The 25,477-nt window shown below is 52.3% G+C and carries 26 protein-coding genes and 1 pseudogene; 9 read left to right on the top strand and 18 right to left on the bottom strand.

All coding sequences use genetic code 11. The features are described 5' to 3' along the window. Positions 1-2 precede the first annotated feature (2 nt). The 3 genes from JK231_RS12440 to JK231_RS12430 form a co-directional block, all read right to left on the bottom strand. Positions 3-1,193, bottom strand: coding sequence for an MFS transporter (locus JK231_RS12440; protein WP_211728692.1), 1,191 nt, complete (start codon positions 1,191-1,193; stop codon positions 3-5). Between the two features lie 129 nt (positions 1,194-1,322). Continuing rightward, positions 1,323-1,631, bottom strand: a complete 309-nt coding sequence (locus JK231_RS12435) for a CcdB family protein (protein ID WP_058962010.1) — start codon at positions 1,629-1,631, stop codon at positions 1,323-1,325. 2 nt (positions 1,632-1,633) lie between these two features. Next, positions 1,634-1,873, bottom strand: a complete 240-nt coding sequence (locus JK231_RS12430) for a type II toxin-antitoxin system CcdA family antitoxin (RefSeq protein WP_058962011.1) — start codon at positions 1,871-1,873, stop codon at positions 1,634-1,636. 154 nt (positions 1,874-2,027) lie between these two features. On the opposite strand from JK231_RS12430, the gene JK231_RS12425 reads away from it, so the two are divergent. Further along, complete coding sequence (locus JK231_RS12425; RefSeq protein ID WP_211728691.1) at positions 2,028-2,558, top strand: sterol desaturase family protein; 531 nt, start codon at positions 2,028-2,030, stop codon at positions 2,556-2,558. Here JK231_RS12425 and crtB read toward each other — a convergent pair. The 5 genes from crtB to JK231_RS12400 are packed head-to-tail and all read right to left on the bottom strand — an operon-like array spanning position 2,497 to position 8,261. Then, complete coding sequence (crtB, locus tag JK231_RS12420; RefSeq protein WP_211728690.1) at positions 2,497-3,426, bottom strand: 15-cis-phytoene synthase CrtB; 930 nt, start codon at positions 3,424-3,426, stop codon at positions 2,497-2,499. The genes JK231_RS12425 and crtB overlap by 62 nt on opposite strands. After that, positions 3,423-4,904 carry a phytoene desaturase gene (locus JK231_RS12415; protein ID WP_058962014.1) on the bottom strand — a complete coding sequence of 494 codons (1,482 nt, stop codon included), beginning with the start codon at positions 4,902-4,904 and terminating at the stop codon, positions 3,423-3,425. The genes crtB and JK231_RS12415 overlap by 4 nt, the downstream gene beginning before the upstream one ends. Beyond that, the gene (crtY, locus tag JK231_RS12410) at positions 4,904-6,070 is read right to left on the bottom strand and encodes a lycopene beta-cyclase CrtY (protein WP_058962015.1); all 1,167 of its coding nucleotides are present in this window, start codon (positions 6,068-6,070) and stop codon (positions 4,904-4,906) included. The genes JK231_RS12415 and crtY overlap by 1 nt, the downstream gene beginning before the upstream one ends. Then, a complete protein-coding gene (locus tag JK231_RS12405; protein WP_211728689.1) occupies positions 6,070-7,341 on the bottom strand; it encodes a glycosyltransferase in 1,272 nt (423 codons plus the stop codon). The genes crtY and JK231_RS12405 overlap by 1 nt, the downstream gene beginning before the upstream one ends. A 14-nt stretch (positions 7,342-7,355) precedes the next feature. Continuing rightward, positions 7,356-8,261, bottom strand: a complete 906-nt coding sequence (locus JK231_RS12400; RefSeq protein WP_097118748.1) for a polyprenyl synthetase family protein — start codon at positions 8,259-8,261, stop codon at positions 7,356-7,358. A 241-nt stretch (positions 8,262-8,502) separates the two neighbouring features. On the opposite strand from JK231_RS12400, the gene JK231_RS12395 reads away from it, so the two are divergent. The 5 genes from JK231_RS12395 to JK231_RS12375 all read left to right on the top strand — a co-directional run bounded on the left by JK231_RS12395 (position 8,503) and on the right by JK231_RS12375 (position 12,800). After that, a complete protein-coding gene (locus tag JK231_RS12395) occupies positions 8,503-9,444 on the top strand; it encodes a 2-hydroxyacid dehydrogenase (RefSeq protein WP_211728688.1) in 942 nt (313 codons plus the stop codon). 117 nt (positions 9,445-9,561) lie between these two features. Then, a complete protein-coding gene (locus JK231_RS12390; protein ID WP_097118750.1) occupies positions 9,562-10,743 on the top strand; it encodes an FAD-binding oxidoreductase in 1,182 nt (393 codons plus the stop codon). A gap of 119 nt (positions 10,744-10,862) precedes the next feature. After that, a complete protein-coding gene (locus tag JK231_RS12385) occupies positions 10,863-11,888 on the top strand; it encodes a Gfo/Idh/MocA family oxidoreductase (protein ID WP_211728687.1) in 1,026 nt (341 codons plus the stop codon). A gap of 100 nt (positions 11,889-11,988) precedes the next feature. Continuing rightward, positions 11,989-12,480, top strand: coding sequence for a GNAT family N-acetyltransferase (locus tag JK231_RS12380; protein ID WP_097118751.1), 492 nt, complete (start codon positions 11,989-11,991; stop codon positions 12,478-12,480). A 104-nt stretch (positions 12,481-12,584) separates the two neighbouring features. Continuing rightward, positions 12,585-12,800: a hypothetical protein gene (locus tag JK231_RS12375; protein ID WP_072017049.1), complete on the top strand. Its 216-nt coding sequence runs from the start codon at positions 12,585-12,587 to the stop codon at positions 12,798-12,800. A 37-nt stretch (positions 12,801-12,837) separates the two neighbouring features. Here JK231_RS12375 and mazF read toward each other — a convergent pair whose 3' ends face one another. From mazF to JK231_RS12335, 8 genes and pseudogenes are all read right to left on the bottom strand, one after another. Further along, a complete protein-coding gene (gene mazF, locus JK231_RS12370; RefSeq protein ID WP_097118753.1) occupies positions 12,838-13,170 on the bottom strand; it encodes an endoribonuclease MazF in 333 nt (110 codons plus the stop codon). Beyond that, positions 13,170-13,415, bottom strand: coding sequence for an AbrB/MazE/SpoVT family DNA-binding domain-containing protein (locus tag JK231_RS12365; protein ID WP_058961633.1), 246 nt, complete (start codon positions 13,413-13,415; stop codon positions 13,170-13,172). Before JK231_RS12365 ends, mazF begins: the two co-directional genes overlap by 1 nt. 113 nt (positions 13,416-13,528) lie before the next feature. Continuing rightward, positions 13,529-14,617: a mechanosensitive ion channel domain-containing protein gene (locus JK231_RS12360; RefSeq protein WP_211728686.1), complete on the bottom strand. Its 1,089-nt coding sequence runs from the start codon at positions 14,615-14,617 to the stop codon at positions 13,529-13,531. A 279-nt stretch (positions 14,618-14,896) separates the two neighbouring features. After that, positions 14,897-16,405 carry a glycine betaine/L-proline transporter ProP gene (gene proP / locus JK231_RS12355; protein ID WP_160834133.1) on the bottom strand — a complete coding sequence of 503 codons (1,509 nt, stop codon included), beginning with the start codon at positions 16,403-16,405 and terminating at the stop codon, positions 14,897-14,899. Between the two features lie 459 nt (positions 16,406-16,864). Beyond that, positions 16,865-17,341, bottom strand: a pseudogene (locus JK231_RS12350) (Qnr family pentapeptide repeat protein); the annotation flags it as partial. After that, positions 17,342-17,833 carry a glutathione peroxidase gene (locus JK231_RS12345; protein WP_211728685.1) on the bottom strand — a complete coding sequence of 164 codons (492 nt, stop codon included), beginning with the start codon at positions 17,831-17,833 and terminating at the stop codon, positions 17,342-17,344. It lies immediately after the preceding pseudogene. A gap of 85 nt (positions 17,834-17,918) precedes the next feature. Then, a complete protein-coding gene (locus tag JK231_RS12340; RefSeq protein ID WP_101749444.1) occupies positions 17,919-18,149 on the bottom strand; it encodes a cytoplasmic protein in 231 nt (76 codons plus the stop codon). A gap of 4 nt (positions 18,150-18,153) precedes the next feature. Continuing rightward, entirely contained in the window at positions 18,154-18,954 is an 801-nt protein-coding gene (locus tag JK231_RS12335) for a YggS family pyridoxal phosphate-dependent enzyme (RefSeq protein ID WP_211728684.1), read from the bottom strand. Between the two features lie 69 nt (positions 18,955-19,023). Here JK231_RS12335 and ptsJ point away from each other — a divergent pair, with 69 nt between their 5' ends. Further along, on the top strand, positions 19,024-20,352 hold the full coding sequence (gene ptsJ / locus JK231_RS12330) for a transcriptional regulator PtsJ (RefSeq protein ID WP_211728683.1): 1,329 nt from the start codon (positions 19,024-19,026) through the stop codon (positions 20,350-20,352). Between the two features lie 34 nt (positions 20,353-20,386). After that, complete coding sequence (locus JK231_RS12325) at positions 20,387-21,106, top strand: type 1 glutamine amidotransferase (protein ID WP_211728682.1); 720 nt, start codon at positions 20,387-20,389, stop codon at positions 21,104-21,106. A gap of 164 nt (positions 21,107-21,270) precedes the next feature. Here JK231_RS12325 and pckA read toward each other — a convergent pair whose 3' ends face one another. Next, entirely contained in the window at positions 21,271-22,890 is a 1,620-nt protein-coding gene (gene pckA, locus JK231_RS12320; RefSeq protein WP_211728681.1) for a phosphoenolpyruvate carboxykinase (ATP), read from the bottom strand. 156 nt (positions 22,891-23,046) lie between these two features. Here pckA and JK231_RS12315 point away from each other — a divergent pair, with 156 nt between their 5' ends. Further along, complete coding sequence (locus tag JK231_RS12315; RefSeq protein WP_097118762.1) at positions 23,047-23,937, top strand: LysR family transcriptional regulator; 891 nt, start codon at positions 23,047-23,049, stop codon at positions 23,935-23,937. Positions 23,938-24,090: 153 nt separating this feature from the next. Here JK231_RS12315 and JK231_RS12310 read toward each other — a convergent pair whose 3' ends face one another. Continuing rightward, on the bottom strand, positions 24,091-25,290 hold the full coding sequence (locus tag JK231_RS12310) for an MFS transporter (RefSeq protein ID WP_211728680.1): 1,200 nt from the start codon (positions 25,288-25,290) through the stop codon (positions 24,091-24,093). Positions 25,291-25,477 lie beyond the last annotated feature (187 nt).

Genomic DNA, 25,477 nt, shown 5'->3' with positions numbered 1-25,477 from the left:
TATCAAATATGGCGGGCGCGGCCCGCCAGTAGCGCCATCATCATCTGAACCACGGTAACCGCCAGTAACATGATCAGCGGCACCAGCCAGTTACCGCTGGCATCATGTAGCATACCGAAACACAGCGGGCCAAGTGCCGCCAGCCCGTAACCGACGCACTGCGCCATGCCGGAGAGTTTTGATGCCTGGCGATGATCCTGGGTGCGCAGATTAAACAGTGAAAGACTGATCACCAGTGACGCGCCTGCGCCCAATCCTGCCAGAATCAGCCACAAAAGTGACCATGACGGCAGCAGCAGCAAGCCGACCACCGCAACAAAGATCAGGAATGAAGCGATAAAGCCAATAGCGCGCTGATCTTTCAGGCGTTTGAGGGCGCTCATGCAGGCGAGATTGGAGACGATAGCGACGATCTGATAGACGAACAGCATGCCGCCTGCCTCAATCTGGCTAATACCGTTGTCTTGCGCAAACGGGGTGAACCAGCCAATCAGGGTATAGAACAGCAGTGACTGACTGGCCATAAACAGCGAAACTTGCCAGCCCAATGCTGAGCGCCAGGGCGATCGCGTCACGCTGTGGGTTGCTGCGGCGTGCACCTGCGGCCCCGACTTTTTCAGATAAGGTAGCCAGGCGAGCAGTGCGATAAACGCGGGCACCAGCCACACCGCGAGCGACAGACGCCAACCTGCGGAGCTGATTTCAGCCAGCGGCACCGCAATCCCTGATGCAATACTGGCTGAAATCCCCATCACCATGGCATACAACCCGATGTAGCGTGCCGTGTGCTCAGTAAAGTCACGCTTGATCAGCGGGGGCAACAGCACGTTAGCGGCGGCAATACCGGAGCTCAGAATTAGCGTGCCCGCCCACATGGCATTTTCACTGCCGGTAATGCGCAGCAACGACCCCAGCGTGATCAGCAGCAGCGAGCCCCACAAACTGCGTTCCAGGCCAAAGCGATTACCAAACCAGGCGGCAGGCGGTGCCAGCGTGGCAAACATCAGCAGCGGTAAAAAGTTGATCACGCCTGCGGCACTGGCGCTCAGACCAAAACTGGCGCGGATATTCTCCAGTATGGGGCCGGTGGCGGTGATCGGCGTGCGCAGGTTGGCAGCAGTAAGCAGCAACAGAAACAAAAAAAAACCCGCGCGTCGCAGGGCTGGATTTTGGGCAATAGTGGTATGGGACATATTTGCGCACCATAGAGTTGAGGCAGAACGATTCTGCATATGGTGCGTTGATTGACGTTAACGCTTACGCAGCAGTTCATTTCCGCTGAGGAGGGGAATACTAACGAGGGACGTTTGACATGTAAAGTTTCAAAATCCATCAAAGATAAAATCAATAGAATCTTTGATTTGCTGGCGATAAGGGCGCGCATCCATCACTTGTTTTCCTAACAGAGATGCGGGCACACTTGCCATTTCATGGGTCATGACGAGATAGCCTTCTCCCTCAATTTCGATGACGGGGTTAAGCCGTTTTACCTGACCAGCCTTAAGTCGATTCATAGGGTACAAAGGAATGACAATACGCGTTGTGAGCTGATCAATGATATCGCTTTGAACATCGACCAGATAAGGGTAAGCACTGTTTTTACTGGTGTTGTTATAAATCATGTACTGCATATTTAGAACGTCCTGTGTTCATCCGACAATAAACCATGCTCTTCAGTTATGCGGTTCAGTTCCTGTAAACCGGCACTATTTTCTTGTTTCCATTTTTCTGCAGCGGCTACCCGTATTTCTTGTCGCAAAGCCTCAGCAAGAATCGCGGATAAGTTTAAACCGGCCTCTCTGGCTTGTTGCAATAGCATGGGTTCGACGGTGACGCTGACGGTTTTCTTCTGGTTTACACTGGTATTAGGCATAAATCCCCCGTGTGGACTACACGTGTAGCAATGTCGATGAGTATGGATGAAAACTCAACTGCCATCAATCCAACAAAAATAAACGTTATTGACTTGCCTCTCGACCTATCCGCGTCCACTTTTAAAGCCTCTGTTCAACACAAATGGATGCACGATGCTTTGGTTATGGAATACGCTGATCCTGCTGGCGTCAGTGGTGGTGATGGAAGTGGTGGCGGCACTGTCGCATAAGTACATCATGCACGGATGGGGCTGGGGCTGGCATTTATCACACCATGAAGCGCACGACGGCAAATTTGAACTCAACGATCTCTATGCCGTGGTGTTTATGTTCTTGGCGATTGCGCTGATCTACATCGGCGTAAACGGCTACTGGCCGCTGCAATGGATTGGTGCGGGCGTAACCTTGTACGGCGCACTCTATTTCATGGTACATGACGGGCTGGTGCATCAACGCTGGCCGTTCCGCTATATCCCGCGCAAAGGTTATCTCAAGCGTCTGTATATGGCGCACCGCATGCATCATGCGGTGCGGGGCCGCGAGGGGTGCGTCTCATTCGGCTTTCTTTATGCGCCGCCTTTGCATAAGTTGCAGGCGGCGCTGCGACAGCGGCATAAATCCGTTAACGCGGACGCTCCCACAACCCCTCAGGACGCGACTCCGGACGAGTCAAACGTGAAGTAAGCGCCAAGCCAGCACCTTTCACCAGCAGCGCCAGTTTTTCGCCGCTGCTGGTGCGTTGTCGCGCATCCCAGGCATGTGCGCCTGCATGTTGCACCTTCACCCCAATTTCACGATAGACGCCGCGTGCAGTGGCGATGGCCCATGCGGAGCGCAGCGGCAATCCGGGTAAGCCGGAACGAGCAGAGTGATAATAGGGTTCTGCTTCGCTCACCAGTCGCGCGGCCAGTGGTGCCAAGGCAGCGCGATGTTGCGGATCGGCCAGATTCTGGCCGGTTAAGCCCGCTTGGTCCAGCCAGCTTTGCGGCAGATAGCAGCGCCCGTTCTGCGCATCTTCAACGATGTCGCGGGCAATGTTGGTGAGCTGGAAGGCGAGCCCCAGATCGCAGGCGCGATCCAGCACCGCTTCGTCACGGACGCCCATCACACGGGCCATCATCAGGCCCACCACTCCCGCGACGTGATAGCAGTAGCGCAGAGTATCGTCGAACGTCACGTAGCGCGCCTCACGCGCATCCATCGCAAAGCCTTCCAGGTGATCAAACGCCAACTGTGGCGGCAACTGGTGAATTAACGCCACCTCCTGGAATGCTTTGAACGCGGGTTCATCCATGTGCGCACCGCTGTAAGCACGGCGGGTTTCAATTTGCAGATGCAGCATGCGCGCTTCGGCATCTTCTACCACATGTTGTGTGCCGCCTTCGCCCAGCGTTTGTCCATCAATCACGTCATCGCAGTGGCGACACCACGCGTACAGCATCAGCGTGCTGCGCCGCGTGGGCGCATCGAACAGTTTCGCGGCCGTGGCAAAACTCTTTGAGCCGATCGCCATGGTCTGAGTCACTTGCTCTAGCAGGGGTTGGCGATTCATCCAGCGAGATCCTCCTGCATCAGTTGCGCAGTGGCTTTCGCCGAGCCAATCACACCGGGTACCCCGGCGCCGGGATGTGTGCCAGCACCAACCAGATAGAGGTTGGCGATATCCGCATCGCGGTTATGTGGGCGGAACCATGCGCTCTGCGTCAAAATCGGTTCCAGCGAAAACGCTGAACCCTGATGGGCATGCAGCGTGTCGCGAAAATCAAACGGCGTAAACATGCGGTGCGTCACCAGTTGCTGACGTAGTCCCGGCATATAGTGCTCCTCCAGATAAGCAAAAATGCGATCGCGTAAACGCGGTCCTTCCTGTTGCCAGTCGATCGCCGCCGTGCCGAGATGCGGCACCGGTGCCAATACATAGAAACTGCCACAGCCTGCCGGAGCCAGTGATGGATCGCTGGAGCAGGGTGCATGCAGATAAAGCGAAAAATCGTCTGAAAGCTGGCTGCTGTTAAAAATCTCGTCGATCAGCTCACGATAGCGCGGGCCAAAGCACACGGTATGATGCGCCAGCTGTGAATGCGGGTGATTCAGACCGAAATAGAGTACAAACAGCGAATTGCTCATGCGTTTACGTTTCAGTGAGGCCGCACGTTTGCTGGCGGCAGGATGCCCACGCAGCAACCGATCATAGGTATGCACCACATCGGCATTCGACGCCACCGCATTAGCTGCAAACCGGCGACCATCTTTCAACTGTACGCCACTTATGCGATTGCCCTGGGTTTCAAGCTGACTCACTTCGGCGTTGAGCAACAATTCGCCACCCATGTCGGTAAACAGCTTAGCCAGGCCTTGCACCAGCGCTCCCGTGCCGCCACGTGGGAACCATACGCCCCATTCGCGTTCCAGCGCATGAATCAAGGTATAGATCGAGGACGTTGCAAAAGGATTACCGCCAACCAGCAGCGAGTGAAAAGAGAATGCCTGACGCAGGTGATCGTCCTGTATAAATTTTGCCACCATACTGTAAACGCTGCGCCAGGCCTGCAAGCGGCCTAACTGAGGGCCAGCATGCAGCATGTCACGGAAATGCAAAAAAGGCACAGTCCCCAACTTAAGATAACCCTCTTTGAACACCTCGCGTGAATAGGCGAGAAACTGCCGATAGCCTGCGACATCGGCCGGGTTGAAGCGGGCAATTTGCTGCTCCAGCAACGGTTGATTATTGTCATAGTCGAGCTGTTTGCCGTCTTCCCAGCATAAGCGATAGAAAGGCGTAACCGGCATCAATTCAACATAATCACTGAGCGATTTACCGGCCAGCGTAAACAGCGCTTCAATCGCTGTCGGGTCGGTGATCACTGTCGGTCCGGCATCAAAAGTAAAGCCCTGTTCCTGCCATGCGTAGGCGCGTCCGCCGGGTTTATCGCGCTGCTCAAGTAGCGTGGTAGGAATGCCAGCTGCCTGCAGCCGGATAGCCAGCGCCAGGCCGCCGAAACCGGCGCCAATCACATAAGTACGTGTCATTATTTCTTCCCTGGTTTAGAAGAGGTCGTCATCAGTGCGCGCACCGCTTCGCCAATCGGCACCGGCGGTTTGCCACATAAAATGCGCGCTTTATCGCCGAGCTGGAGTTGCCCGGCGTAAAAGCGGCTGATTAATCCGGCATTCAGCCGATAAAAGCGCTGCATGACACGCCAGCGCTGGTCCGGGTGCCCGGCCAAGAACAGCATTCGATTGAGCAGCCGGAAAAAACGCTGTGTTCGCCACTGCTCGCGTGCAAACTGTTCGATGGCGCGACTGAGCGTTGTCGCATCACAGGGCAACAGTTGGGCAATGCGGTCAGCCAGCGCCAGTGCTGTGGGCAACGAGTAGCCCGTGGTGGCGTGAAACAAACCGGCGCGCAATCCACTGCACGGTTGACCACGCTGTTGCAGCCAAAAGGCATCAATATCGCCACTCAATGTTATTGGCAGTGAACCTTGCTCCTCACGCAGCAGAAGGCTCAAGCTCCAGTGATGCGCTTTGGCGTAATCGGCGATATTCAGCCGCGCGGTGTGCTCTGTCAGCGTGGGCTGATTAATGTAGTGCGTATCTTCAATTAAAAGACGATCTGTACTCAGCGGTAAGGTGTAAACAAAGCGGTAGCCCTGTTGTTGATCCACTGTCGCATCCATCAAGATCGGTTGTGTTAAACCGTGAGGCCTAGCCAGATGCCACTCCTGACCGATAAAGGCTTGATAGCCGAGTTGCAGATGCGGCGTGTGTTGCAGGCCGCGACCATCAATCACCACCGCAGCATGCAGTACGCGATGGTCGGCCAGGGTGACCTGAGTGGGGCGCACCTCATTCACCGGGGTATTGATCCAGAGATCATCCGCCATGACCTCATAAAGCCGTTGGGCAAAATCTGCAGAGGTGATTGAGCAATATTCTCCGCTGAGATTGCGGCGCAGTGAAGGGAATCGCACCTGATAGCCGGGCCAGCGGTGGGCAATCAACGGTTGCAGCCACTGTAGCTGATTGGGGCTGAGATCGTCCTGATGAAAGGACCAGGTATGATTACCTGCCGGATGCGCGTGACTTTCCAGCATCAGAATGCGCAACTGGGGTTGGCGCTGACGCAGCTTCAGCGCAATCAAGCCATTAGCCAGGCCGGCCCCCACTAAAATCACGTCATAATTCTCGGGCATCAGGTCGCCTCCGCCAGCACAACACGGTGTTGCCCCAATGCCTGCTCAACGATATCAGCGGCGCGCTCGCAACCGCCTGAGCGCTGCAGCTGCGCCTGAATCGGCGAGATACGCAGCCGATAGCCGTCATCCGTCAACAGTTGCTGCAGGTGCTGCTCCAGCTGATGCACGCGGCTAAAGCGAGACGCGCGATGACCGACACCGTGCCAGGCAATACGTGACGCCACGCCGGGTTGGTCAAAGGCCAGCGGCAGCGCCAGCATCGGGGTGCCCCATTCCAGTGACTCTAACGTGCTGTTGAGTCCGGCATGGGTGATAAACAGCTGCGCATGTTGCAGCGCGGCTGGCTGATCGAGAAAATCCGTCACCCACGCCGCACCGGCGCGCTTAAGCTGCTGCACCTGATTGGCGTCCAAACCGCCACAATGGGCAATCACCAACGAGAGCTGCTGGTTGCGGCACGCTTTTGCCAGATGCAGGAACAAGCGAAAACGATGACCTTGCAAGGTGCCAAAAGAGGCATAAACCACCGGCTGTCGCAATTCTGGCCAGGGCGCGCTGGCACTGCGGGGAGGATTCGATGCCTGCAGCAGACCCACAGCGTGAAAATGGCTGGGCAGATGCTGGCGCGGAAAATCAAATGCCGGAACGAGTTGGCTAATCTGCGCCAGCGGTGACAAACATTGATGCAGGCTGTGGCGATCGGGTAAACCCCATCGTTGCGCATGGTGGCTGATCACCGCGCCATGGCGCTGCATCAGGCGATCATAAATATCCTGACTGGCCTGAAAACGTTGCAGTGATTTTTCATCCTGACCAAAGCGAAACGGCATCACCGCCAGCGGTATGCCAGGCTCGCGATTCACCGGCAGCGCGCAGGCCACTGAAACAAAGGGAAGGTGCAACGCTTCTGCCACTAAGCCACCCGCCGCTTCCATCTGATCGGCAATCACACCATCGACTTGCAACGAGGTTAAACGCGCAGGCAGTTCACGACACAACATATCGGTGCTGGCGGCGATATCACTGATTACCCGCCATAACGAAAGGGGCGAGGCCAGATGCTGTAACACCCGTGCCAGAGAACCGGCGGGATGGCTGCGCTCACCTACGGTGCTGAATCCTATACATTCATCCGTTAGCAGGAGACGTGCATCATCCTGTTGCACAAAGGTGATGCGATGACCGCGCGCAATCAGCGTATGTGACAACGCCTGCAGCGCGTGAAAATGGCTATACAGTGGCGGCGCAATCACGGCAAAGTGCCCCATCGGCAGTCCCGCGATCAGTGAAACATCGCCAGCTGTTGATTAAACAGGGCGTGCATATATTGGCGGGTCGCTATGCCACGATGGCAGGCGCAGGCGAGGTGCGCATCGGCACTGCGCAGATGTTCACGCAAGCGGCGCTCAGCACCTTCAGAACCGAGCATTTGTACCAGCGTCGATTTACCCTGATCCTGATTAATGTCCTTGCCGGTGTGTTTGCTGCCGTCGGCGAGATCATCGAGCAATTGGAAAGCCTGACCCAAATCCTGCGCGAAATAGCTGAGCTTCTGGCGCATAGCGGGGGTTGCTTCCGCGGCAATCGCCGCCATTTGCAAGGTGGCTCGGAACAGCACGCTGGTTTTGAGTTCATTGGTTAATGCGACGGCTTCCGGGCTACGCGATTGCGCGCCCTGATGCAGATCCTGGAATTGACCCTGCACCAAACCTTGTAAACCCACGGCAGAAGAGAGTTCGGCAATCGCCTCTGATTTCTGCAGGGCGGCTAAACCTGGCGCAACGGCGATCACTTCAAAGGCGCGGCTCAGCAGGGCAATCGCCGCCAGAATCGCCACGCTTTCGCCAAATTCGCGATGCACCGTTGGGCGCCCGCGTCGCATCTGAGCATTGTCCATGCATGGAATATCATCGAGGATCAACGACGCGGCATGCACCATTTCAACTGCGCAGGCGAGATCAAGAATGCCCTGTTGCGATGCTTTGCTGCCCATATCTCGCGCAGCCAACAGCAGCAGCAGTGGACGAATGCGTTTACCCGGTGCCAGTGCACCGGCGCGCATGGCGGCACGAACTTGATCGCTCGGCTGACCCGCAGGCAGCAGTTGCTCAAGATGCGTCTGCAATAATTGCTGCAAAGAGTGTAGTTCGTGTTCCGGGCTTGCGGTGATGTCGACATGGGCGGTCATAGCGGCTTTCCATGGTAAGTTGAATTGTTATGGTTTTTTTATTAACCGTAGACTGCGTAAGGTGAGTTCGCCAGCGCGCTCAACGCATTACGGTAAAAACAGATCCGAAATAAAACCTGATTCTCCACCAGGATTCATTGCACTTTCCCCGTGATAGTATTAGCGAAAAAAGTAACAAGGGTGCCGTAACATAAATTCATCCGGTAGTCTGAAACGACACGCTTATCCATCCAGGAAAATAATGATGTCTTCGCAACCTCATATTCTGATTATTCAGCCACTGATGCCGCAGCTGGACGAAAAACTCTCGCAACATTTTCATTGTCATCGTTTATATAATGAGCAGGACCCTGCGCTATTTCTTCAGCGCCAGGGCAAAGAGATTCAAGGCATAGTGACCCGCGGTGACGTGGGGGTAGAAACGTCGATTCTGGAACAGGTGCCGGCCTGTAAAGCGATTGCGGTGTTTGGGGTGGGAACCGATCGTATCGACCTGAATTACACCGCTGCACATGATATTCAGGTGAGCATCACCAGCGATATTCTTACCGATGATGTCGCCGATTTAGCCATGACGTTGACCTTAGCTTTTTCACGCAACCTGGTGGCCAATCATCAGTTCGCCCGCTCTGGCGCGTGGGAAAATACCGCTACTTCACTTTCCAGTAAAGCCAGCGGGAAACGCATGGGCATTGCGGGTTTGGGTGCGATTGGTCTTGCGATTGCCCGGCGTGCTGAGGCATTCGGTATGGAGATCGCTTACACCGCGCGCAGTCAAAAAGATGTGCCTTACCAACGCTGTGAGAACATAGAACAGCTGGCGGCGTTCAGTGATTTCCTGGTGCTGGCGCTGCCGGGTAGCCCGGAAAATATCCAGCTGGTGGACGCAAAAGTGCTGGCGGCGTTGGGGAAATCGGGTGTGCTGATCAACATTGCACGCGGTACGGTGGTGAATGAAAACGATCTTATCCAGGCATTGCAGCAGGGTGTGATAAAAGGCGCCGCGCTGGATGTTTTCCCACAAGAACCAATTATTCATCCTGCGCTGCGTGAATTAGATAATGTGTTATTAACCCCACATATTGCGAGTGCCACCCATGAAACCCGTGAAGGCATGGCGAATAATGTGCTGGAGAATTTGCTGGCCTATTTCTCAAATGGGAAAATGCTGACAACGATATAAATTTATTCTCTGGCATCAGAGGATTTTCTTATATCCTGCGCAGTAAGCGTTATATAGCAATTGCAATCTCTGCCGATGAACGTTGTTATGATAGGGCTATTCATTCAGGAGCCATTCATGACAACTCAAAAGATTGCGATAGTGGGCGGCGGCGTCATCGGTTTAGCGGTGGCGCGCGCATTAGCCTTGCAGGGCGTACAGGTTACGATTTTTGAGCAGCAGCATATTGGTGCCGGCACCAGCAGCACCACCTTCGCCTGGGTCAACTCCAATGGTAAACAACCCCTCAGTTATCACCAGCTCAATGCCCTCGCTATGGAAGAACATACTCGTTTGCAGCTTTCGCAAACCAATGGTCTGCGCTGGCTGGAAACCTGTGGTACCTGGGAGTGGGCGTCAGAAGGCGAGGCGCAGCAGAGGCTACTGCGGCGTGTTACCTCCCTGCAATCGCTGGGTTATCCCGCGCATGAGGTGACACCGGATGCGTTGCAGCGTGAAGTGCCGGATCTGCGTTCACAGGCGGTAAGTGGCAGCGTCTGGCATTTCCCAACGGAATCGGTATTGCATCCGACGCTGTATCTCTCGCGACTCTGGTCTGAAGCGCGTGCCAATGGGGCGGTATTGCATCAACAACATGCGATTGAACGTCTTAGCGAACAAGCTGATGGCGTCACGCTGCATCTGGTAAACGGTGAACAGTGGCAGGGTGATCACGTGGTGATTGCCACCGGGCGCTGGGCCAATCAACTGCTTAACACCCTTAATCTTGATTTGGCGCTGCTCGATACCAGCAAACCCAACGCGGTGGCCTGTAGTTTCCTGGCACGCACGGCGCCACAGCCGCTCTCGCTGGCAACCAATTTAATCTCTCCTCAGCTCAACGTGCGCCCGGATGGCGGCGGGCGGTTGTTATTACAAGCACTGGAACTGGACGATCTTGCCGATCCTGCCTCGCCACCTTCGCTCCATGGCGATATTGCCCAGCAGTTCCGCGATCGCTACCACGCGTTGTTTGCAGATGCAGGCGAATTGCAGATTGAGAACATTGTGATTGGTCAACGCGCCAGACCGGCGGATGGATTACCTGCCATTGGCTACGTCACGCCTCATCAGCGTGTATATGTTGCAGTGACACACAGTGGAATCACATTGTCACCGTTGATTGGCAAGCTGGTGGCGCAGGAACTGGTGCAGGATCAGGCCAGTGAGTTACTGGCAGATTTCCGCCCTCAGCGATTGTTAGGCAAAAACGCCAGTGACTTTGCGCCGATTAAGCGCAACTTCCCTGCGGCACAGTAAAGCCATTTTTCCTAAAAATGATATTTTTGTGCCATTTTTGCGTGAGCGAGCAGTTTTAGTTGTTGCGATTATGTTATTACTGATTGCCTTACCACTCTCCTCTATCACAAGGAGGCAGCATGAAAATCGGTATCGTGGGCTATGGAACGGGCGGCAAACACTTTCACGCGCCATTCATTAATGCGGCTGAGGGCGTGGAGTTAGCGGGCATCGTGGCGCGTGCGCCAGCCACTATTGCACGCGTGAGAGCGGATTTTCCCGACATTCCGATCTATGCCAGCCTGACCGACATGCTGGTGGCAGGTGTCGATGACGTCACGATCACGACACCACCGCAAACGCGCCGCGAACTGGTGCTGGAAGCGATTGCTGCGGGTGTGGCGGTGATTGCCGACAAACCCTTTGCACCCGACGCGAAAACGGGGCGTGAGTTGGCCAATGCCGCGAAAGCGAAAGGCGTCGTACTGAGCGTGTATCACAACCGTCGTTTTGACCATGATGTGCGCACGCTGAAAAAACTGATTGAGCAAAATCGCGTGGGAAAAGTGTGGCGTTTGCATAATCGTATGGATTTTGACGATGCCAATACCCTCGAAGGCGGCGAAACTGGCGGCCTGCTGCGTGATTTAGGCAGTCATATTGTTGATCAGGCGCTGTTCCTGTTGGGTCCGGTAAAATCAGTTTATGCTCAGCTGGATATTATCGACCTGCCGGAAGGGCCGACCGACGCCAGTTTTGTGCTGACGCTCACTCATCAAAACGGGACTAAATCCTATCTTTCCGCCACCAAACTGAATCGCTTTGTTTGCCGTGAGTTTCGTCTGTATGGCGATGCCGGTAGCTTTGTTTCACAAGGGACGGATGTGCAGGCGCAGGCCATTTTTGCGGGCCAGCGTCCGGCGGACGATCGGGATGCATGGGGCTATGAGCAGCCTGAGTGCTGGGGCACACTTAATACGCCGCAAGGCTCAGAACGGGTGCCTTCTGAACAAGGTGCCTATCACGCCTATTACGAAGCTTTTGCTCAAGCGGTACGCGATGGCAGTGAGCCTCCGGTGACGCCAGAGCAGGCGATTGAAGTCCTGGCGGTACTGGATGCTGCTTTTGTTAGCGCACGTGAAAATCGGGTTGTGGAAGTGATTTAAACGGTAGCGCTGCAGCAATGCAGCGCTCTATTCTCTTAACCTTTCCCCATGACACCCTGCTAATATGGCGCTCACGAGATGTTATGTTTAGAGGTCTGTTGTGTCGAATCTAAAGTTTCGAAGTGCCACCTTAGCCGATGTTGATCGCTGCTATGCCATTGAAATTAATGCCTACGAAGGCGATGAGGCTGCCACGCGCGAAAAAATCGCAACCCGTATCGCACAGTATTCTCAAGGGTTTATGTGCCTTGAAAACGAGGGTCAAGTCATTGGCTTTATCAATGCAGGTTGCGCCTGGGATGTGGTGATGTCAGATGAGGAATTTAAGGAGTTAATCGGGCACGATCCTGCAGCACCTAACGTGGTGATTATGTCAGTGGTGCTCGATCCGGCCTATCAGGGCAAAGGGTACAGCACACTGATGATGCAACAGTTCATCAAGCTTATGAAGCAGATGGATAAACAGACCATCCATTTGATGTGCAAAACCCATCACGTTGATCTGTATAAGAAGTTCGGCTATCAGTACATCAAACCTTCGGCGTCCGATCACGGCGGCATGGCGTGGCACGAGATGCTGATGACGCTGTGATTATTTTTTAACCAAAAAGAATTCATCACCTGATCGCGATCATAAAATTACGCTGAAAACTGCTCAACCATGTCAGTTAAATCACATGCAACGAGGAGGTTATGATGCGTACTACACTGATGACCTTGCCGGAGGTGGCGCGCTATCTTGGCGTGCCCTCCGCCACTTTAGCCTGTGCGATTTGCAATCGTGGCACGCTAGAGAAAGTCCCGCTACCCGCCGCGGTTGACGATACCGCGCCGTTGTCCTGCCGCTGCTGGACGCCACAAGATGTCCGCCAGTTCAGGCTGGCGATGATGCGGGCGCGGCGTGGGCACTGAAGAACAACTGGCGGCTTCAGGCTGCAAGTTTTCGTGCTTATCCAATCAGCGCTTTCGCCTTGGCGCGAATCTCAGCCAGTTCATTCGATGTGACATGGCTTTTTTTCACCACTTTTCGGGCGTGCCAGTCAATGCTGGTCACCTGATCAGCCAGCGCGACACTCTCACGTGCGCCTGACAAGTTGACTTCAAAGGGATAACCCTTGGCCTGAGTGGTGCAGGGAACGCAAAGCAGCATGCCCACTTTGTTGTTATAGGCAAAAGGACTGAGGACGACAGCAGGGCGATGTCCACCCTGCTCGTGCCCCAGTGTAGGGTCAAAATCCAGCCAGATCAGGTCTCCGGCATCGGGTACAAAACGTGAAACCATTAGAGCAATTCCTTGCCAACTGAAGGTCCAAAATCAATTTTTTCATGGACGTTATCTTCAGTGATGCCGTCCAGCAGAGCATCAAGGGAATACTCCTTTTCTCTCACCGGGACAAGTATCAATTTGCCATCTTCCACGCTGAGTTCCAGTTTGTCGTCAACACTGAGCGCAGCAGATTGCATTACGCTGGCAGGGATGCGGATTGAAGGACTATTGCCCCATTTTTTTAACGTCACCGTGGTCATAACCAACCTCCTGCGAAATGTCGATACACTGTATATCATCGTTAAGGTTGATACAACGTAGATACGTCATTACCGCTTGAGCTGCCACCTTTAAACGCAGGAAAGCGTATCATCTAAGATAACGTTTTCGTGCTATTAGATACTCCAGTCTCGGTCAACGTCGCCCGCACATGAGGAAGACTCTGCGGGTAATTCTGTTGAATAAACTCAATCATCTTCTCACGCACATAGCAGCGTAAATCCCAGGCGGTTGGGGAGTTTTGTGCGGTCATTAATAAACGAATCGTCATGGTTTTGTCCGTAGTATCAGTCACCTGAAGCACCTGCGTTTGTTGATCCCAAAGTTTGGTTTCACTCAAGACTTTTTCAAAATGCTGACGCAGCGGTTCGAGTGGCATCGAGTAATCAAGATATAGAAATACTGAACCCAATATTTGGGCATTATTGCGCGTCCAGTTCTGGAAGGCGTTCTCGGTAAAGTAGGTAATTGGCAGCACCAGTCGGCGCAGGTCCCAGATACGCACTACAACATAGGTCAGGTTGATCTCCTCAATCCAACCCCATTCATTTTCAACCACAACCGCATCATCAATTTTGATCGGTTGTGTGAAAGCGATCTGAATGCCAGCAAACAAATTAACCAGTGATTTCTGCAATGCAAAACCGATAATGATGCCGGCCACCCCAGCTCCGGCGAGGATAGTGGTGCCGAATTTTCTCACGCCGGGAATGCTGATAAGAATTAGAGAAAGGCAGAATGATACAAGGAGGACAATCGCGACCTTTTTGACATAAATGATCTGGGTGCGAATCTTCCTGGCGCGCAGGTTGTTTGACAGATTAATATCATAGCGAATAAATAGCATGTCCTGCGCGACGTTGGTCAATCTTATTAAAATCGAGCACAATGACAATATTATGAAAACATTCAGCGTGGGGGTAATGAACGAAAGCGAATCGGGGTGAATATTTACATACTCGGCTCCGACGTTGATTAACATCAGTGGAACAAATAGAAACATTGAACCACGAAGATGCTTCTCAAGTGATTTGAATAATTTCCTGTCGCGATCCTGCCAGTAACGTATAAACCTAAGAAGTAAAAATCGAGCCAGAAATCCCGCGACAAGCGAAAGGGTGACAAGTAACACAGCAGGCACCCATGAAGGGGCGTCAGATAACTCATCAAATATCGATGGCATTATTTTCCCTCATTCTCAGCTGACAATATATCATTGTCAGGTAAATTACATATTCAGTAACCGTTGTCTATCCGGTTATCTGCTAACTATCTATTCGCTAATAATGAAATTAATTTAATACCCATCATTGATTCTGATGAAAACAATTTCATCATTATCGAGTTTTAATTAAAAATAGTGAATAAACCAACTCACTGGAAGTATAGACGATAATAAGTCTTTTGTGTCAGGAAGAGCGATTGAGGGGGGAATCCGCTGCCCTGAGGCAGCGGCTGTTATTTATTGCGTGATTTCGGGGTGCTGAGCAACTAAATTGCGGCGTTTATTTTTCAACTCCTCAATTTGTTCATCAATATCCTCGATGCGCTGCTCAATGCCATCATGATGCTCCTGCAGCAACTCTTTGGCTTCTTCAAGCGAGGAGGCAGCTGGGGTGTCACCATAGAGCGGTTTGTTAGCGGTTTCCCTCACGGTAAAACCGGTCACCACACCGATCGCACCCACTACCATCAGATACCATGCCGGCATATAAAGGTTGCCTGTCACTTCCACTAACCAGGCGGTAAGGGTAGGGGTAATACCCGCAACCAAAATGGAGATGTTATAGGTGCTGGCCAACGCGCTGTAACGCACTTCTGTCGGGAATAACGCGGGCAGGGTCGAGGCCATCACGCCAATCAGACAGTTGAGTATGACCGCCTGAATCAACAATCCGAAAAAGAGTGCGACTAAACTGTGATGAGTAATCAGCATAAAGGAGGGAATGGATAACAGCACCATTGCCACGCTACCAATAATGATAAACGGACGACGTCCAAATTTATCACTGAGTAATCCCATCACCGGTTGCACAAACAGCATCGCCAGCATGATAACGACAATGATTAAAACGCCACGGTCTTCTGAATAGTGCAGATTGTGGGTCAGGTAACTCGGCACATAAGTCAGCAGCATGTAATAAGCCACGTTGGTGGTGATAACGATGCCGATGCAGGAGATCAGATTTCGCCAGTGTTTGCGTGCAATCTCTTTGAAAGGAACAGAGGGGCCTTCACTCAAACCTTGCTTGGAACCTTCTTCCAGTGAATCCACATGTTTCTGGAATGCTGGGGTCTCTTCGAGCGCATGACGCAGGTAAAGGCCGACTAAACCTAATGGCAACGCCATAAAGAAGGGGATGCGCCAGCCCCAGTCATTGAAGGTTTCCTGGCCCAGGATCGTGGTGAGCAGCACAACCACACCGGCGCCACAGACGAAGCCAACCAGCGAACCAAAATCAAGCCAACTGCCTAAAAATCCGCGTTTACGATCGGGTGAGTATTCCGCCACAAAGATTGAAGCACCGGTATATTCGCCTCCCACCGAGAATCCCTGAACCATTTTTGCAATCAGCAGCAAGACCGGCGCCCAGAAGCCGATGGTGGCATAGGAAGGAATAAGTCCGATACTGAAGGTGCTGAAGGTCATCAATATGATGGTGATGGCCAGAATCTTCTGACGGCCGTATTTATCACCCAATACGCCAAAGAACATTCCCCCTAGCGGACGAATGATGAACGGAACCGAGAATGTGCCCAAAGCGGCGATGATCTGAATGCCAGGCGAGGCACCCGGGAAAAAAACTTTGCCTAAAACGGCTGCGACATAGCCGTATACCCCAAAATCGAACCACTCCATGGCATTACCCAGAGCGGCGGCGGTAATCGCCTTCTTGAGACGAGCATCATCAATGATTGTCACGTCCTTCAACCGCATCGGTTTAACCTTTTTACGTCTTAAACTAAGCATTCCCATTCCCTTAAAAATCAATTACTTTTGATTGATATCTAGTTATAAACAAACAGTAAAACGTCATAGTGAACCCAGCAAAAGCTCATGATCCTGATACAGCATAGACATAAATTTACAATTTGCCGGGAGAAACCCCGATTTAGCGGCTTTTTTAGGCTGACGTATATAAGTAATCGCGAAGATTTGAGACGTAAGGACGGGCGTTCTCAGTGGGCAAGACGGACTCACTGATGCTGGTTAAGCTCACAGGCCCCTAGGCATCGTCACTGCGCCTTCATTCCGTGACAGGAGTGAAGGCAACACGATGGGGTGAATAGTATTTGGTCGACCATGCCAGACAATCGACCTTGTGCTGATGACTAGCGGTATTGCCATAATATGTTGTTTACTGGCAGTCCGTATTCATTCACTCAAGCAATGTGATAAATTTAAAATGAGTGGTTAACATGCAGCTTATTAATTAACAACCGAGATGCCAAGATGCTGCAATATTAATGAGGCCTGGTAGTTGTCCAGCTTCACGCCCTGCATATCAACTTCACGCACATCGATTTCACCTAGCTCCGAGTTAGTCAGATCGCAATAAGTGAAATTGGCGGAAGGCCAGTCAAATGAAGAAAACTCACCGCCTGAGAGATCTGAACCACTGAATGTTGCGCCCAGAATATGAGTACCAATCCAGCGGTTATCCCATAGCTCGCACTTCTCTAATACCACCTTGGATAAATTGGCGTAGCTGAGGTTTGTTTTGGTGATGTATGCACTGCAGAACCAGGTACGGGTTGTAATCATGTTCATGAAACTGGCACCGCGAAAATCGGCACCTTGTGCCATACAGCTACGAATCTCAATACCCAGCGCACTAACGTTTCTAAAGTCCGCCATGGAAAGATCGCAACTATTAAAGATGGCATCTTTCAGCGCGAATGACGCTCAGGAATGATTAGATTCAAGTGCAGCTATAATCGCAGATTCCATTTTCTCTGGCGTGGTGAACGGTGCAAAACGCTTAATCGGTTTGCCGTCGCGTCCGATGAGGAATTTAGTGAAGTTCCACTTGATCCTACCGCCCAGCACGCCGGGTAATTCGTTTTTCAGATAACTAAACACCGGATGCGTAGCCGCTCCGTTGACCTCCACCTTCTCGAACATCGGGAAGCTTACACCGTAGTTAATGTGGCAGGTTTGCGAGATCGCGTCGGCATCACCGGGCTCCTGCTTACCGAACTGATTGCAAGGGAACCCCAGCACCATCAGCCCCTGGGCGGCATACTTCCTATAAAGCGTTTCAAGGCCTGCGTACTGTGGCGTGAAGCCGCAATGGCTGGCGGTGTTCACCACCAAAACCAGTTTGCCAGCGTAATCCGCCATTGAGATAAGCTGGCCGCTCAGGCTGGTGGCGGTAAGTTGATGGAAGGTGGTCATGTTGGCTTCCTTAAAGCAGAAAACAGTTCGACGTCGACATTACCACGTTGCTTGAAGGCACTGCGTGTCGACTGTCGCGATAGATTTATGCCTGGCGGTAAAGCTTTTCACTGCTTATAAGTTTGATACCCGTAGGGCTACTCTCAAGAATACGTTTTTCCTGATCCGAAACCCATCTGACAGTAGACCATCCCTCTTCGGCAGATAGTGCGCTCTGAATTTTTGTGATAAGTGCATCGGCCTGATGACTTTCACAGTCAAGATTACCGACCAGGTTGTTATTGAGGTACACGCTGAGGCGGTGTGTCGTGATCATTGCCTTAGTTTCCTGTTGGCCAGAAGTGATCATCTGGGAGCGATCGGGTACCAAAAATGGCCTGACCTACGCGCACAACATCGGCGCCTTCTTCGATAGCGATTTCGAAATCACCCGACATCCCCATCGACAGCTGCAAATGGCCATACACATCAGCAAGTCCATCGCGCAGTTTCCTCAAACGGATAAAGCAGGCCCGCACACGATCGGCATCTGAGCTGAATTCTGCCAATGTCATCAGCCCCTTAATATGCAGATTCTTGAGCGGACTTAGGTGCGCCATGAAGTTCGCCACCTGTTCAGGAACCAAACCATATTTGCTCGGTTCAGCAGAGGTATTCACCTGCACAAACACCTCCAGCGTGCGGCCTTCAAGCTGTAAACGCCGATCCAGTATCACTGCCGTGTTGAGTGAGTCCAGAGCTTGAAATTCACTGGCAAATCTGGCAACCAGTTTGGCTTTGTTGGACTGAAGATGACCAATCACAGACCATTTCAAGTCAGTGAGATCTGACATGGCCTGCGATTTCCCCCATGCTTCCTGCACTTTGTTTTCACCCAGCAACTTACATCCGGCTTGATGCGCCAGACGGATATGGTTTTCATCCATGGTTTTACTGACGGGTAGCAGGCGAACGTCGGATACATCACGCCCCGCGCGCAGGCAAGCTGCATCGATTCGGGATTGCACGGCGGCCAAATTGTCGATGAAATCCTGCACACTCTCTGCGCGCGGCCAACGATTATGCATGTCGTGACGGGGCTGAGTGTCAGGATTTAAGGTTTTGATTTCGGTGTTTTTCATGGCGTATAGACAAGCGCTCAGCAGTCAATTAACATTGACCTAGGCTAAACTTTCATTTGTACCAGATCAATGAAGATAAACGGAAAAACAGCGGGTGATATTTTCGATCAGATTCGCGCAAAGATTCAGTCCGGTGAACTCGCGCCCGGCACGATGCTTCCTACACTACGTGATTTAGCCGGTGAGTTGGGCATTAATCGCAACACGGTTGCTCTGGCCTATAAGCGCCTCACGGATGCAGGTTTTGTGCTGTCCAGAGGCAGAAACGGCACCATTGTGCGTGAACCGATCGCGACGATTGATATTGAAGGCAGCGCACCGGGCCTGGCGATACGCGATCTCGCCAGTGGCAATCCTGCATCTTCGGTTCTTCCCTCTGTTAACCAACTTGTTACGCATATTCAAAATACACCGGGTTTGTACGGCGAACCGGAAATCCGCCCTGAACTTGAGGCGGCGGGTCTCGAATGGCTACAACCCGATCTCGATGTTCCCTTTGAATTAAATTTGACCAACGGTGCGGTTGATGCGGTTGAGAGGGTGCTTGCCAGTTACCTGATTGCAGGCGATCGCGTGGCGGTTGAAGACCCCTGCTTCCTGAGTAGCATCAGCACCTTGCGGCACAATCGTCTGCAGGCTGCGCCTGTAGCAATGGATACGGAAGGAATGCAGATTGAGGCACTATCACGTCAGCTTTCTGCGGGCGTCCAGGCGGTGATCATTACCCCTCGCGCCCACAATCCAACCGGCTTTGGCCTGAGCGCTGGCAGGGCAGAGGGCATACGTACTTTGCTGGCAAGTTATCCGCAGGTACTGGTGATTGTGGATGACCACTTTTCTCTGCTCTCAACACAGGATTATCACCACATTGTTCCGGCAAATACCCGTAACTGGGTGCTCATCCGCTCCCTGTCCAAGTTTCTTGGTCCTGATATGCGCATGGCCTTTGTTGCCAGTGATGAAGAAACTTCACAGCGTCTGCGTCAACGCCTGAATGCCGGGACAAACTGGGTCAGCCATATTTTGCAAGATATGGCTGCGGGCCATATGCGTTCGCCTGACTTTCAGCAATCCATTCTGGCCGCACGCAGGCGCTATTTGGGCCAACGAGAATTGCTGGTCAGCGCGTTGAAACAGCACGGCGTCACCGTTTCAAAACATCACGACGGCTTAAACGTGTGGGTTCCTTTAGCGCACAACAGTGCGGCAACGGTAATGCAAATGGCGCAACGGGGTTGGCTGGTTCGCGGCGGAGAAGGATTCATGCTGAACAGCACGCGTTCAGGGTTACGGATCACCGTCTCTGAGCTTGATGCACCCGAAACTGAATTAATCGCAAAATCCCTGGCCGGGATTCTGTCACAGCAGCGTCAGATTCAGGCTACCAATAAGGTCTGAACAGGCCAGTACATTACTCATGGAGTTCTCTGCAATGCGCGTACATTTCATCGTACATGAAGATTTTGAGGCACCCGGCGCCTACGAAACATGGGCCATTAATCACGGCCATGATGTGTCTTACTCGCGGGTTTACGCCGGTGATAAGTTGCCAGGAGACGCGGAAGGTATCGATTTTCTGATTGTGATGGGAGGGCCACAAGATCCCTCCACCACATTAGCTGAATGCCCGCACTTTAATGCGAAAGGTGAACAGGCGTTGATTGCTTCGGCGGTTCAAACCGGTAAAGCCGTTATCGGTATTTGCCTGGGATCACAACTGATTGGTGAAGCGCTTGGCGCACCGTTCGCACATAGCCCTGAAAAAGAGATTGGTAAATTCCCAATCACACTGACGGAAGAGGGTAGCAAGGATGAGATGTTCTCTCACTTTGCCAGCACGCTGGAAGTAGGGCACTGGCACAACGACATGCCGGGATTAACGGCAGAGGCAAAAATCATTGCTTATAGCCAAGGTTGCCCGCGCCAGATCGTTGCCTATTCCGATCGCGTTTATGGTTTCCAGTGCCATATGGAACTGACGCTAGAGGTAGTGGAAATGCTGATCGCGCATACTGAGAATGACCTGAGCCGTGCAGCTGAATACCGCTTTGTTAACACGCCAGAAGAACTTCGTGCACATGACTACAGCGAGATGAATGAAGTGCTATTTGGCTTTTTAGACAAGTTAGAAGCTCGTTATAAATCAGCATAAGCACTGAATACGTCAGGCTAACTGTGCCTGGATTCTTTCTGCTCTATTAATCAATAACGCTGCCCGGCGATTTTACGCGGGGCAGCGTCAGTTCAGTCAGCTTTTAGCGCCTCACTGGCGGCGACAGAGTGCCACTGTATGACATCCATCTTATATGCCATCAATTACAATTGCGGACCCGCCTGCGCAATACGCGCACCAGCCTCGTTATTACTGTACTGCTTGAAATTATTGATAAAAAGCTGCGCCAGTTTCTCGGCCGCTTCCTGCCATTCTGCCGGTGATGCCCAACCGTTGCGCGGATCGAGAGTGTTTACATCGACGCCAGCAATCTCCTGCGGAATGGCGAGGCCAAAGATCGGCAGTGTTTCTTCACGCATTGCGCCAGTTTCCCCTTCGAGGATGGCGTTGACGATCTGGCGCGTATCTTTCAGCGACAAACGTTGGCCTGCACCGTTCCAGCCGGTATTCACCAGCCACACTTCAGCACCGCTTTGTGCGACCTTTTCCTGCAGCACATCAGCATACTGCGTTGGATGCAGCATCAGGAAAGCCGCTCCGTAGCAAGCTGAGAACGTTGGCGTCGGAGCGGTAATGCCGCGCTCGGTGCCCGCCAGCTTGGAGGTGAAGCCAGAAAGGAAGTGATACTGCATCTGCTCTGGCGTCAAACGTGAAACCGGAGGGAGCACGCCAAATCCGTCCGCAGCAAGGAAGATAATGCGTGAAGGGTGACCCGCGCGAGACACCGGCTGCACGATATTCTCGATGTGCGACAGTGGATAAGAGACGCGTGTGTTCTCGGTTTTGCTGCCATCGGCATAATCCACGCTGCCATCTTCACGAACGACAACGTTTTCCAGCAGCGCATTACGGCGGATAGCACCATAAATTTCCGGTTCAGATTCCGCTTTCAGATTGATGGTCTTGGCATAGCAGCCGCCTTCAAAATTGAATACGCCGTCAGCATCCCAGCCGTGCTCATCATCACCAATCAGCTGGCGACGCGGATCGGTCGACAGTGTGGTTTTACCGGTGCCGGAAAGGCCAAAGAACAGCGCCACGTCGTCTTTTTCGCCACGGTTCGCTGAGCAGTGCATTGACGCAATACCCTTCAGCGGCAGCAGGTAGTTCATCACTGAGAACATCCCTTTTTTCATTTCGCCGCCGTACCAGGTCCCGCCAATCAGCTGGATATTCTCTGTCAGGTTGAAGGCAACAAAGTTCTCCGAGTTTAACCCTTGCTCCTGCCACTGCGGATTGACGCAACCGGCGCCATTAATCACCGTGAAGTCCGGGTTAAAGCTTGCCAGTTCTTCGGCGGTCGGGGCGATAAACATGTTTTTGACAAAGTGCGCCTGCCAGGCCACCTCAGTGACAAAACGCACGGCCAGACGGGTATCCGCGCTGGCACCACACCAGGCATCCACGATATACAGCGCTTTCTCAGATAAGTGATCGGCTACCAGCGATTTCAGGTGTGCCCATACTTCAGTGGACATCGGTTTATTATCGTTGCGCCCCAGGCCAGCATCGGACCACCAAAGGGTATCTCGCGTCACATCGTCACGAACGATGTACTTATCGCGTGGAGAACGGCCAGTGAATTCGCCGGTATCAACGGTAACCGCACCAGACGTCGTCAATATTCCGCGCGCCGGGCCTTTAAGCTCGGCTGACGTTTCATGCTCGAACAGCAATTCGTAACTCGGGTTGTAAACAATCTCGCTGACATCGTTGATGCCAAGGCTTGAGAGATGTTGCATGACAGATTTAATTGCGCTCATAAAATACCCTGACTCATTGGATGATTGGCGAGGCGGCAAGGGCCGACCCGAGTAAGGGATGGATAGTAGCACTGGCTTTTTGATGCAGAAATTGCATATAAATCATTTGTCATGTAAAAAATGCATAGAATTGGGGGCTGCAATTGGAGAAAAGACGTGCTAAGTAACCTCGAAGTGAAGTGGTTCTATGATGTGATTGCATTAGAAGAATGCCGCAGCTTTACGCTTGCGGCAGAAAGACGAAATATTTCGCAATCCTCGTTTAGCAGAAGGATTCAGGCACTCGAATCGAACCTGGGTTTCAGCGTCTTTAATCGTGAAGTGAACCCGCCACAGTTGACGCCGCAGGGCAGGATATTTGTCGGCTATGCCAGGAACATGCTCGACGATATGGACTTCCAGATCAGCCGAATTAAGGGTGAAGATAAGCTTAAGCAGAGTATCCGTATCGATGCGGCGCCTTCGCTTTCCGTCCTGCTGCTGCCCGATATACTGGCGGATTACCGTGACAGCCCTGATAAAGTTTTCTTTGTTGAATCGATTAACGTCAACGATGCCGTATTTAACCTGAAAGAGGGGAAAAGTGATTTCATCCTGTCCTTTTATAATGAAGAGCTGATGAATTATCCGTTTATCAATCACAAAATTTTCGATTCCGCGCTGCACCTGGTTTCACCCTGTGACCAGCACGGTAAGCCGATTTTCTCCATCAATGGCGACACACTGCCGCTGGTCAAGTATGCCAATGACAGTTATATGGGGCGTCAGGTCAATCAGGTGATTGATCGCATACCTAACACCACCTTTATCCTGACCTTTGTCTCTTCGATGAGTGAGTTGTTAAAGAGAATGATCCTCAAAGGCGATGCCGTTGGCTGGCTGCCAGATTACTCGATTCAGCGCGAGTTGGAGGAGAGAAGGCTGGCGATCATGGATCACAGCCTTTCGCTGAAGATATCGGCTTATGTTTATCGATCTGGCGCGCGTTTAAACCTGACGGCGGAACGTTTCTGGCGCTACGTTAAGGGGCGAAACATTGATGGCTAAAGTAAAATTTTATGCCTGAAAAGGATATTCAGGATGAAAATGAGCGCCAGGGATGTTTTTTGGGATTTTTATCAGCGTGAGTAATACGTGTGATTCATGCGCTATGTCAATCAATCGCCATCATATTATTCCCAACAACGTTTTTTGTTCAGGCTAAAGTGATTTAAACACATGCTTGCTGAATATTATCCATATGAAAACGGCGCAAAGCGCAATGCCTGCCAAAACAAGATAGGCAAAGCTCCATGAGGTGTGGCTGACTATGGCACCAGCCAATGCCGGGCTGAGTGAGGCTCCCAATCCCTGTAGCAACATAACGAGCCCAAGCGCGGCGTTGATATGTCCTGAACCATTGAATAATGAGGCGATAAGTCCGGGAACGGCAACGCCTAAAATACCCGCAGCGACACCGTCCAGTGCCTGTACGGGAAACAACACGAACTCATTGCTCCAGAACGACGCAATCGCCGCACGAAATGGCAGTACAATCAGCGCAATAACGACAAGTCTGGCATAACCATACCGTGATGCATACCTTGCGGTAAGCAATGCGACGGGGATCATCACCGCTTGAGAAATAGCGACCGTGAGGGCAGCATAGGTGCCAGGCGAAAACAGAGACTCCGTGGAAGAGGAGGCGACCTGCATGCTTAACATTGGCAGTTGCGCTGCATTGGCCAGATGGAAAAGAAGCAAGGTCATCCCTGTTACTGCCAGTTCAGGTCGCTTGAGTAATGCCAACACAGAGACAGACACGGTAGGACCTTCATGCTTTTCTATTCCTCTGGCCACATCGTGATCTATGTCGTTTTTGTTGATCGCTAAAGTGCATAAAACCGCGCACACCGCCATTGTGGTCATCAGCAAGAATACCGAACCGGTGCCCCAGATCCAGCAGGTGATGGCCGCCAGCACCGCCACCGTCATATTGCCGCTATGGTTAAAAGCTTCGTTTCGTCCCATCTGTGACAAAAAACCTTTTTGACCGGTGATACCTAAGGTGATACCCGCAATCGCTGGCGCGACGACAGCTGCCGCAATACCAGTAATAATTTGCGATAAAATAACCACAGCAGATGTGGGGAAATACCAGAGGGCGAGGGCGCTTAAGGTAATCAGCAGAGATGCAGTAACAATCAACAGTCGTTTAAAACGGGTGGCATCGACAATCATCCCTGCGGGGAAGGTAGCCAATAGTCCAGCTAATCCGCCCAATGTCATCACCAGACCAATTTCTTCCGCTCGCCAGTGGTGGGATACCAGAAAAATGCCCAGAAACGGCCCCAGCCCATCCCGCACATCAGCGATAAAGAAGTTGAGCAGACAGAGAACCTGCAGTGAACGTAATCTCATCAACACCCGCCCCGAAAAGTTTTATCGTCCTAAAATACCCTGCGCCTGGTCAGGGTTGATTGGCCAATCTTTTGATAATTTTGTGGCTGAGGAACCTTGTTGCTAATCGTCTTGAACCTCGCTCAAAAAATAGTGCTCATCTCACGCCTCGTCAACGTCCGCACCGCCTCGCTTTGCGGAACTCATG

Source organism: Pantoea sp. JGM49, from assembly GCF_018257655.1.
GTDB lineage: Bacteria > Pseudomonadota > Gammaproteobacteria > Enterobacterales > Enterobacteriaceae > Pantoea > Pantoea communis.
The sequence above is the reverse complement of the archived record's forward strand: the minus strand, read 5'-3'. Positions and strand labels throughout refer to the sequence as shown.

Bases quoted from the DNA above. Each gene is read 5' to 3' on its own strand.
- JK231_RS12345 (WP_211728685.1), bottom strand. From the start codon at position 17,833: ATGACCACCTTCCATCAACTTACCGCCACCAGCCTGAGCGGCCAGCTT.
- JK231_RS12365 (WP_058961633.1), bottom strand. From the start codon at position 13,415: ATGACCACGGTGACGTTAAAAAAATGGGGCAATAGTCCTTCAATCCGC.
- JK231_RS12435 (WP_058962010.1), bottom strand. From the start codon at position 1,631: ATGCAGTACATGATTTATAACAACACCAGTAAAAACAGTGCTTACCCT.
- ptsJ (WP_211728683.1), top strand. From the start codon at position 19,024: ATGAAGATAAACGGAAAAACAGCGGGTGATATTTTCGATCAGATTCGC.
- crtB (WP_211728690.1), bottom strand. From the start codon at position 3,426: ATGAATCGCCAACCCCTGCTAGAGCAAGTGACTCAGACCATGGCGATC.
- JK231_RS12335 (WP_211728684.1), bottom strand. From the start codon at position 18,954: ATGAAAAACACCGAAATCAAAACCTTAAATCCTGACACTCAGCCCCGT.
- JK231_RS12400 (WP_097118748.1), bottom strand. From the start codon at position 8,261: ATGACCGCCCATGTCGACATCACCGCAAGCCCGGAACACGAACTACAC.
- JK231_RS12415 (WP_058962014.1), bottom strand. From the start codon at position 4,904: ATGACACGTACTTATGTGATTGGCGCCGGTTTCGGCGGCCTGGCGCTG.
- JK231_RS12310 (WP_211728680.1), bottom strand. From the start codon at position 25,290: ATGAGATTACGTTCACTGCAGGTTCTCTGTCTGCTCAACTTCTTTATC.
- JK231_RS12440 (WP_211728692.1), bottom strand. From the start codon at position 1,193: ATGTCCCATACCACTATTGCCCAAAATCCAGCCCTGCGACGCGCGGGT.
- JK231_RS12360 (WP_211728686.1), bottom strand. From the start codon at position 14,617: ATGCCATCGATATTTGATGAGTTATCTGACGCCCCTTCATGGGTGCCT.
- JK231_RS12430 (WP_058962011.1), bottom strand. From the start codon at position 1,873: ATGCCTAATACCAGTGTAAACCAGAAGAAAACCGTCAGCGTCACCGTC.
- proP (WP_160834133.1), bottom strand. From the start codon at position 16,405: ATGCTTAGTTTAAGACGTAAAAAGGTTAAACCGATGCGGTTGAAGGAC.
- crtY (WP_058962015.1), bottom strand. From the start codon at position 6,070: ATGCCCGAGAATTATGACGTGATTTTAGTGGGGGCCGGCCTGGCTAAT.
- JK231_RS12340 (WP_101749444.1), bottom strand. From the start codon at position 18,149: ATGATCACGACACACCGCCTCAGCGTGTACCTCAATAACAACCTGGTC.
- pckA (WP_211728681.1), bottom strand. From the start codon at position 22,890: ATGAGCGCAATTAAATCTGTCATGCAACATCTCTCAAGCCTTGGCATC.
- JK231_RS12325 (WP_211728682.1), top strand. From the start codon at position 20,387: ATGCGCGTACATTTCATCGTACATGAAGATTTTGAGGCACCCGGCGCC.
- JK231_RS12405 (WP_211728689.1), bottom strand. From the start codon at position 7,341: ATGGGGCACTTTGCCGTGATTGCGCCGCCACTGTATAGCCATTTTCAC.
- JK231_RS12390 (WP_097118750.1), top strand. From the start codon at position 9,562: ATGACAACTCAAAAGATTGCGATAGTGGGCGGCGGCGTCATCGGTTTA.
- JK231_RS12425 (WP_211728691.1), top strand. From the start codon at position 2,028: ATGCTTTGGTTATGGAATACGCTGATCCTGCTGGCGTCAGTGGTGGTG.
- JK231_RS12385 (WP_211728687.1), top strand. From the start codon at position 10,863: ATGAAAATCGGTATCGTGGGCTATGGAACGGGCGGCAAACACTTTCAC.
- JK231_RS12395 (WP_211728688.1), top strand. From the start codon at position 8,503: ATGATGTCTTCGCAACCTCATATTCTGATTATTCAGCCACTGATGCCG.
- JK231_RS12375 (WP_072017049.1), top strand. From the start codon at position 12,585: ATGCGTACTACACTGATGACCTTGCCGGAGGTGGCGCGCTATCTTGGC.
- mazF (WP_097118753.1), bottom strand. From the start codon at position 13,170: ATGGTTTCACGTTTTGTACCCGATGCCGGAGACCTGATCTGGCTGGAT.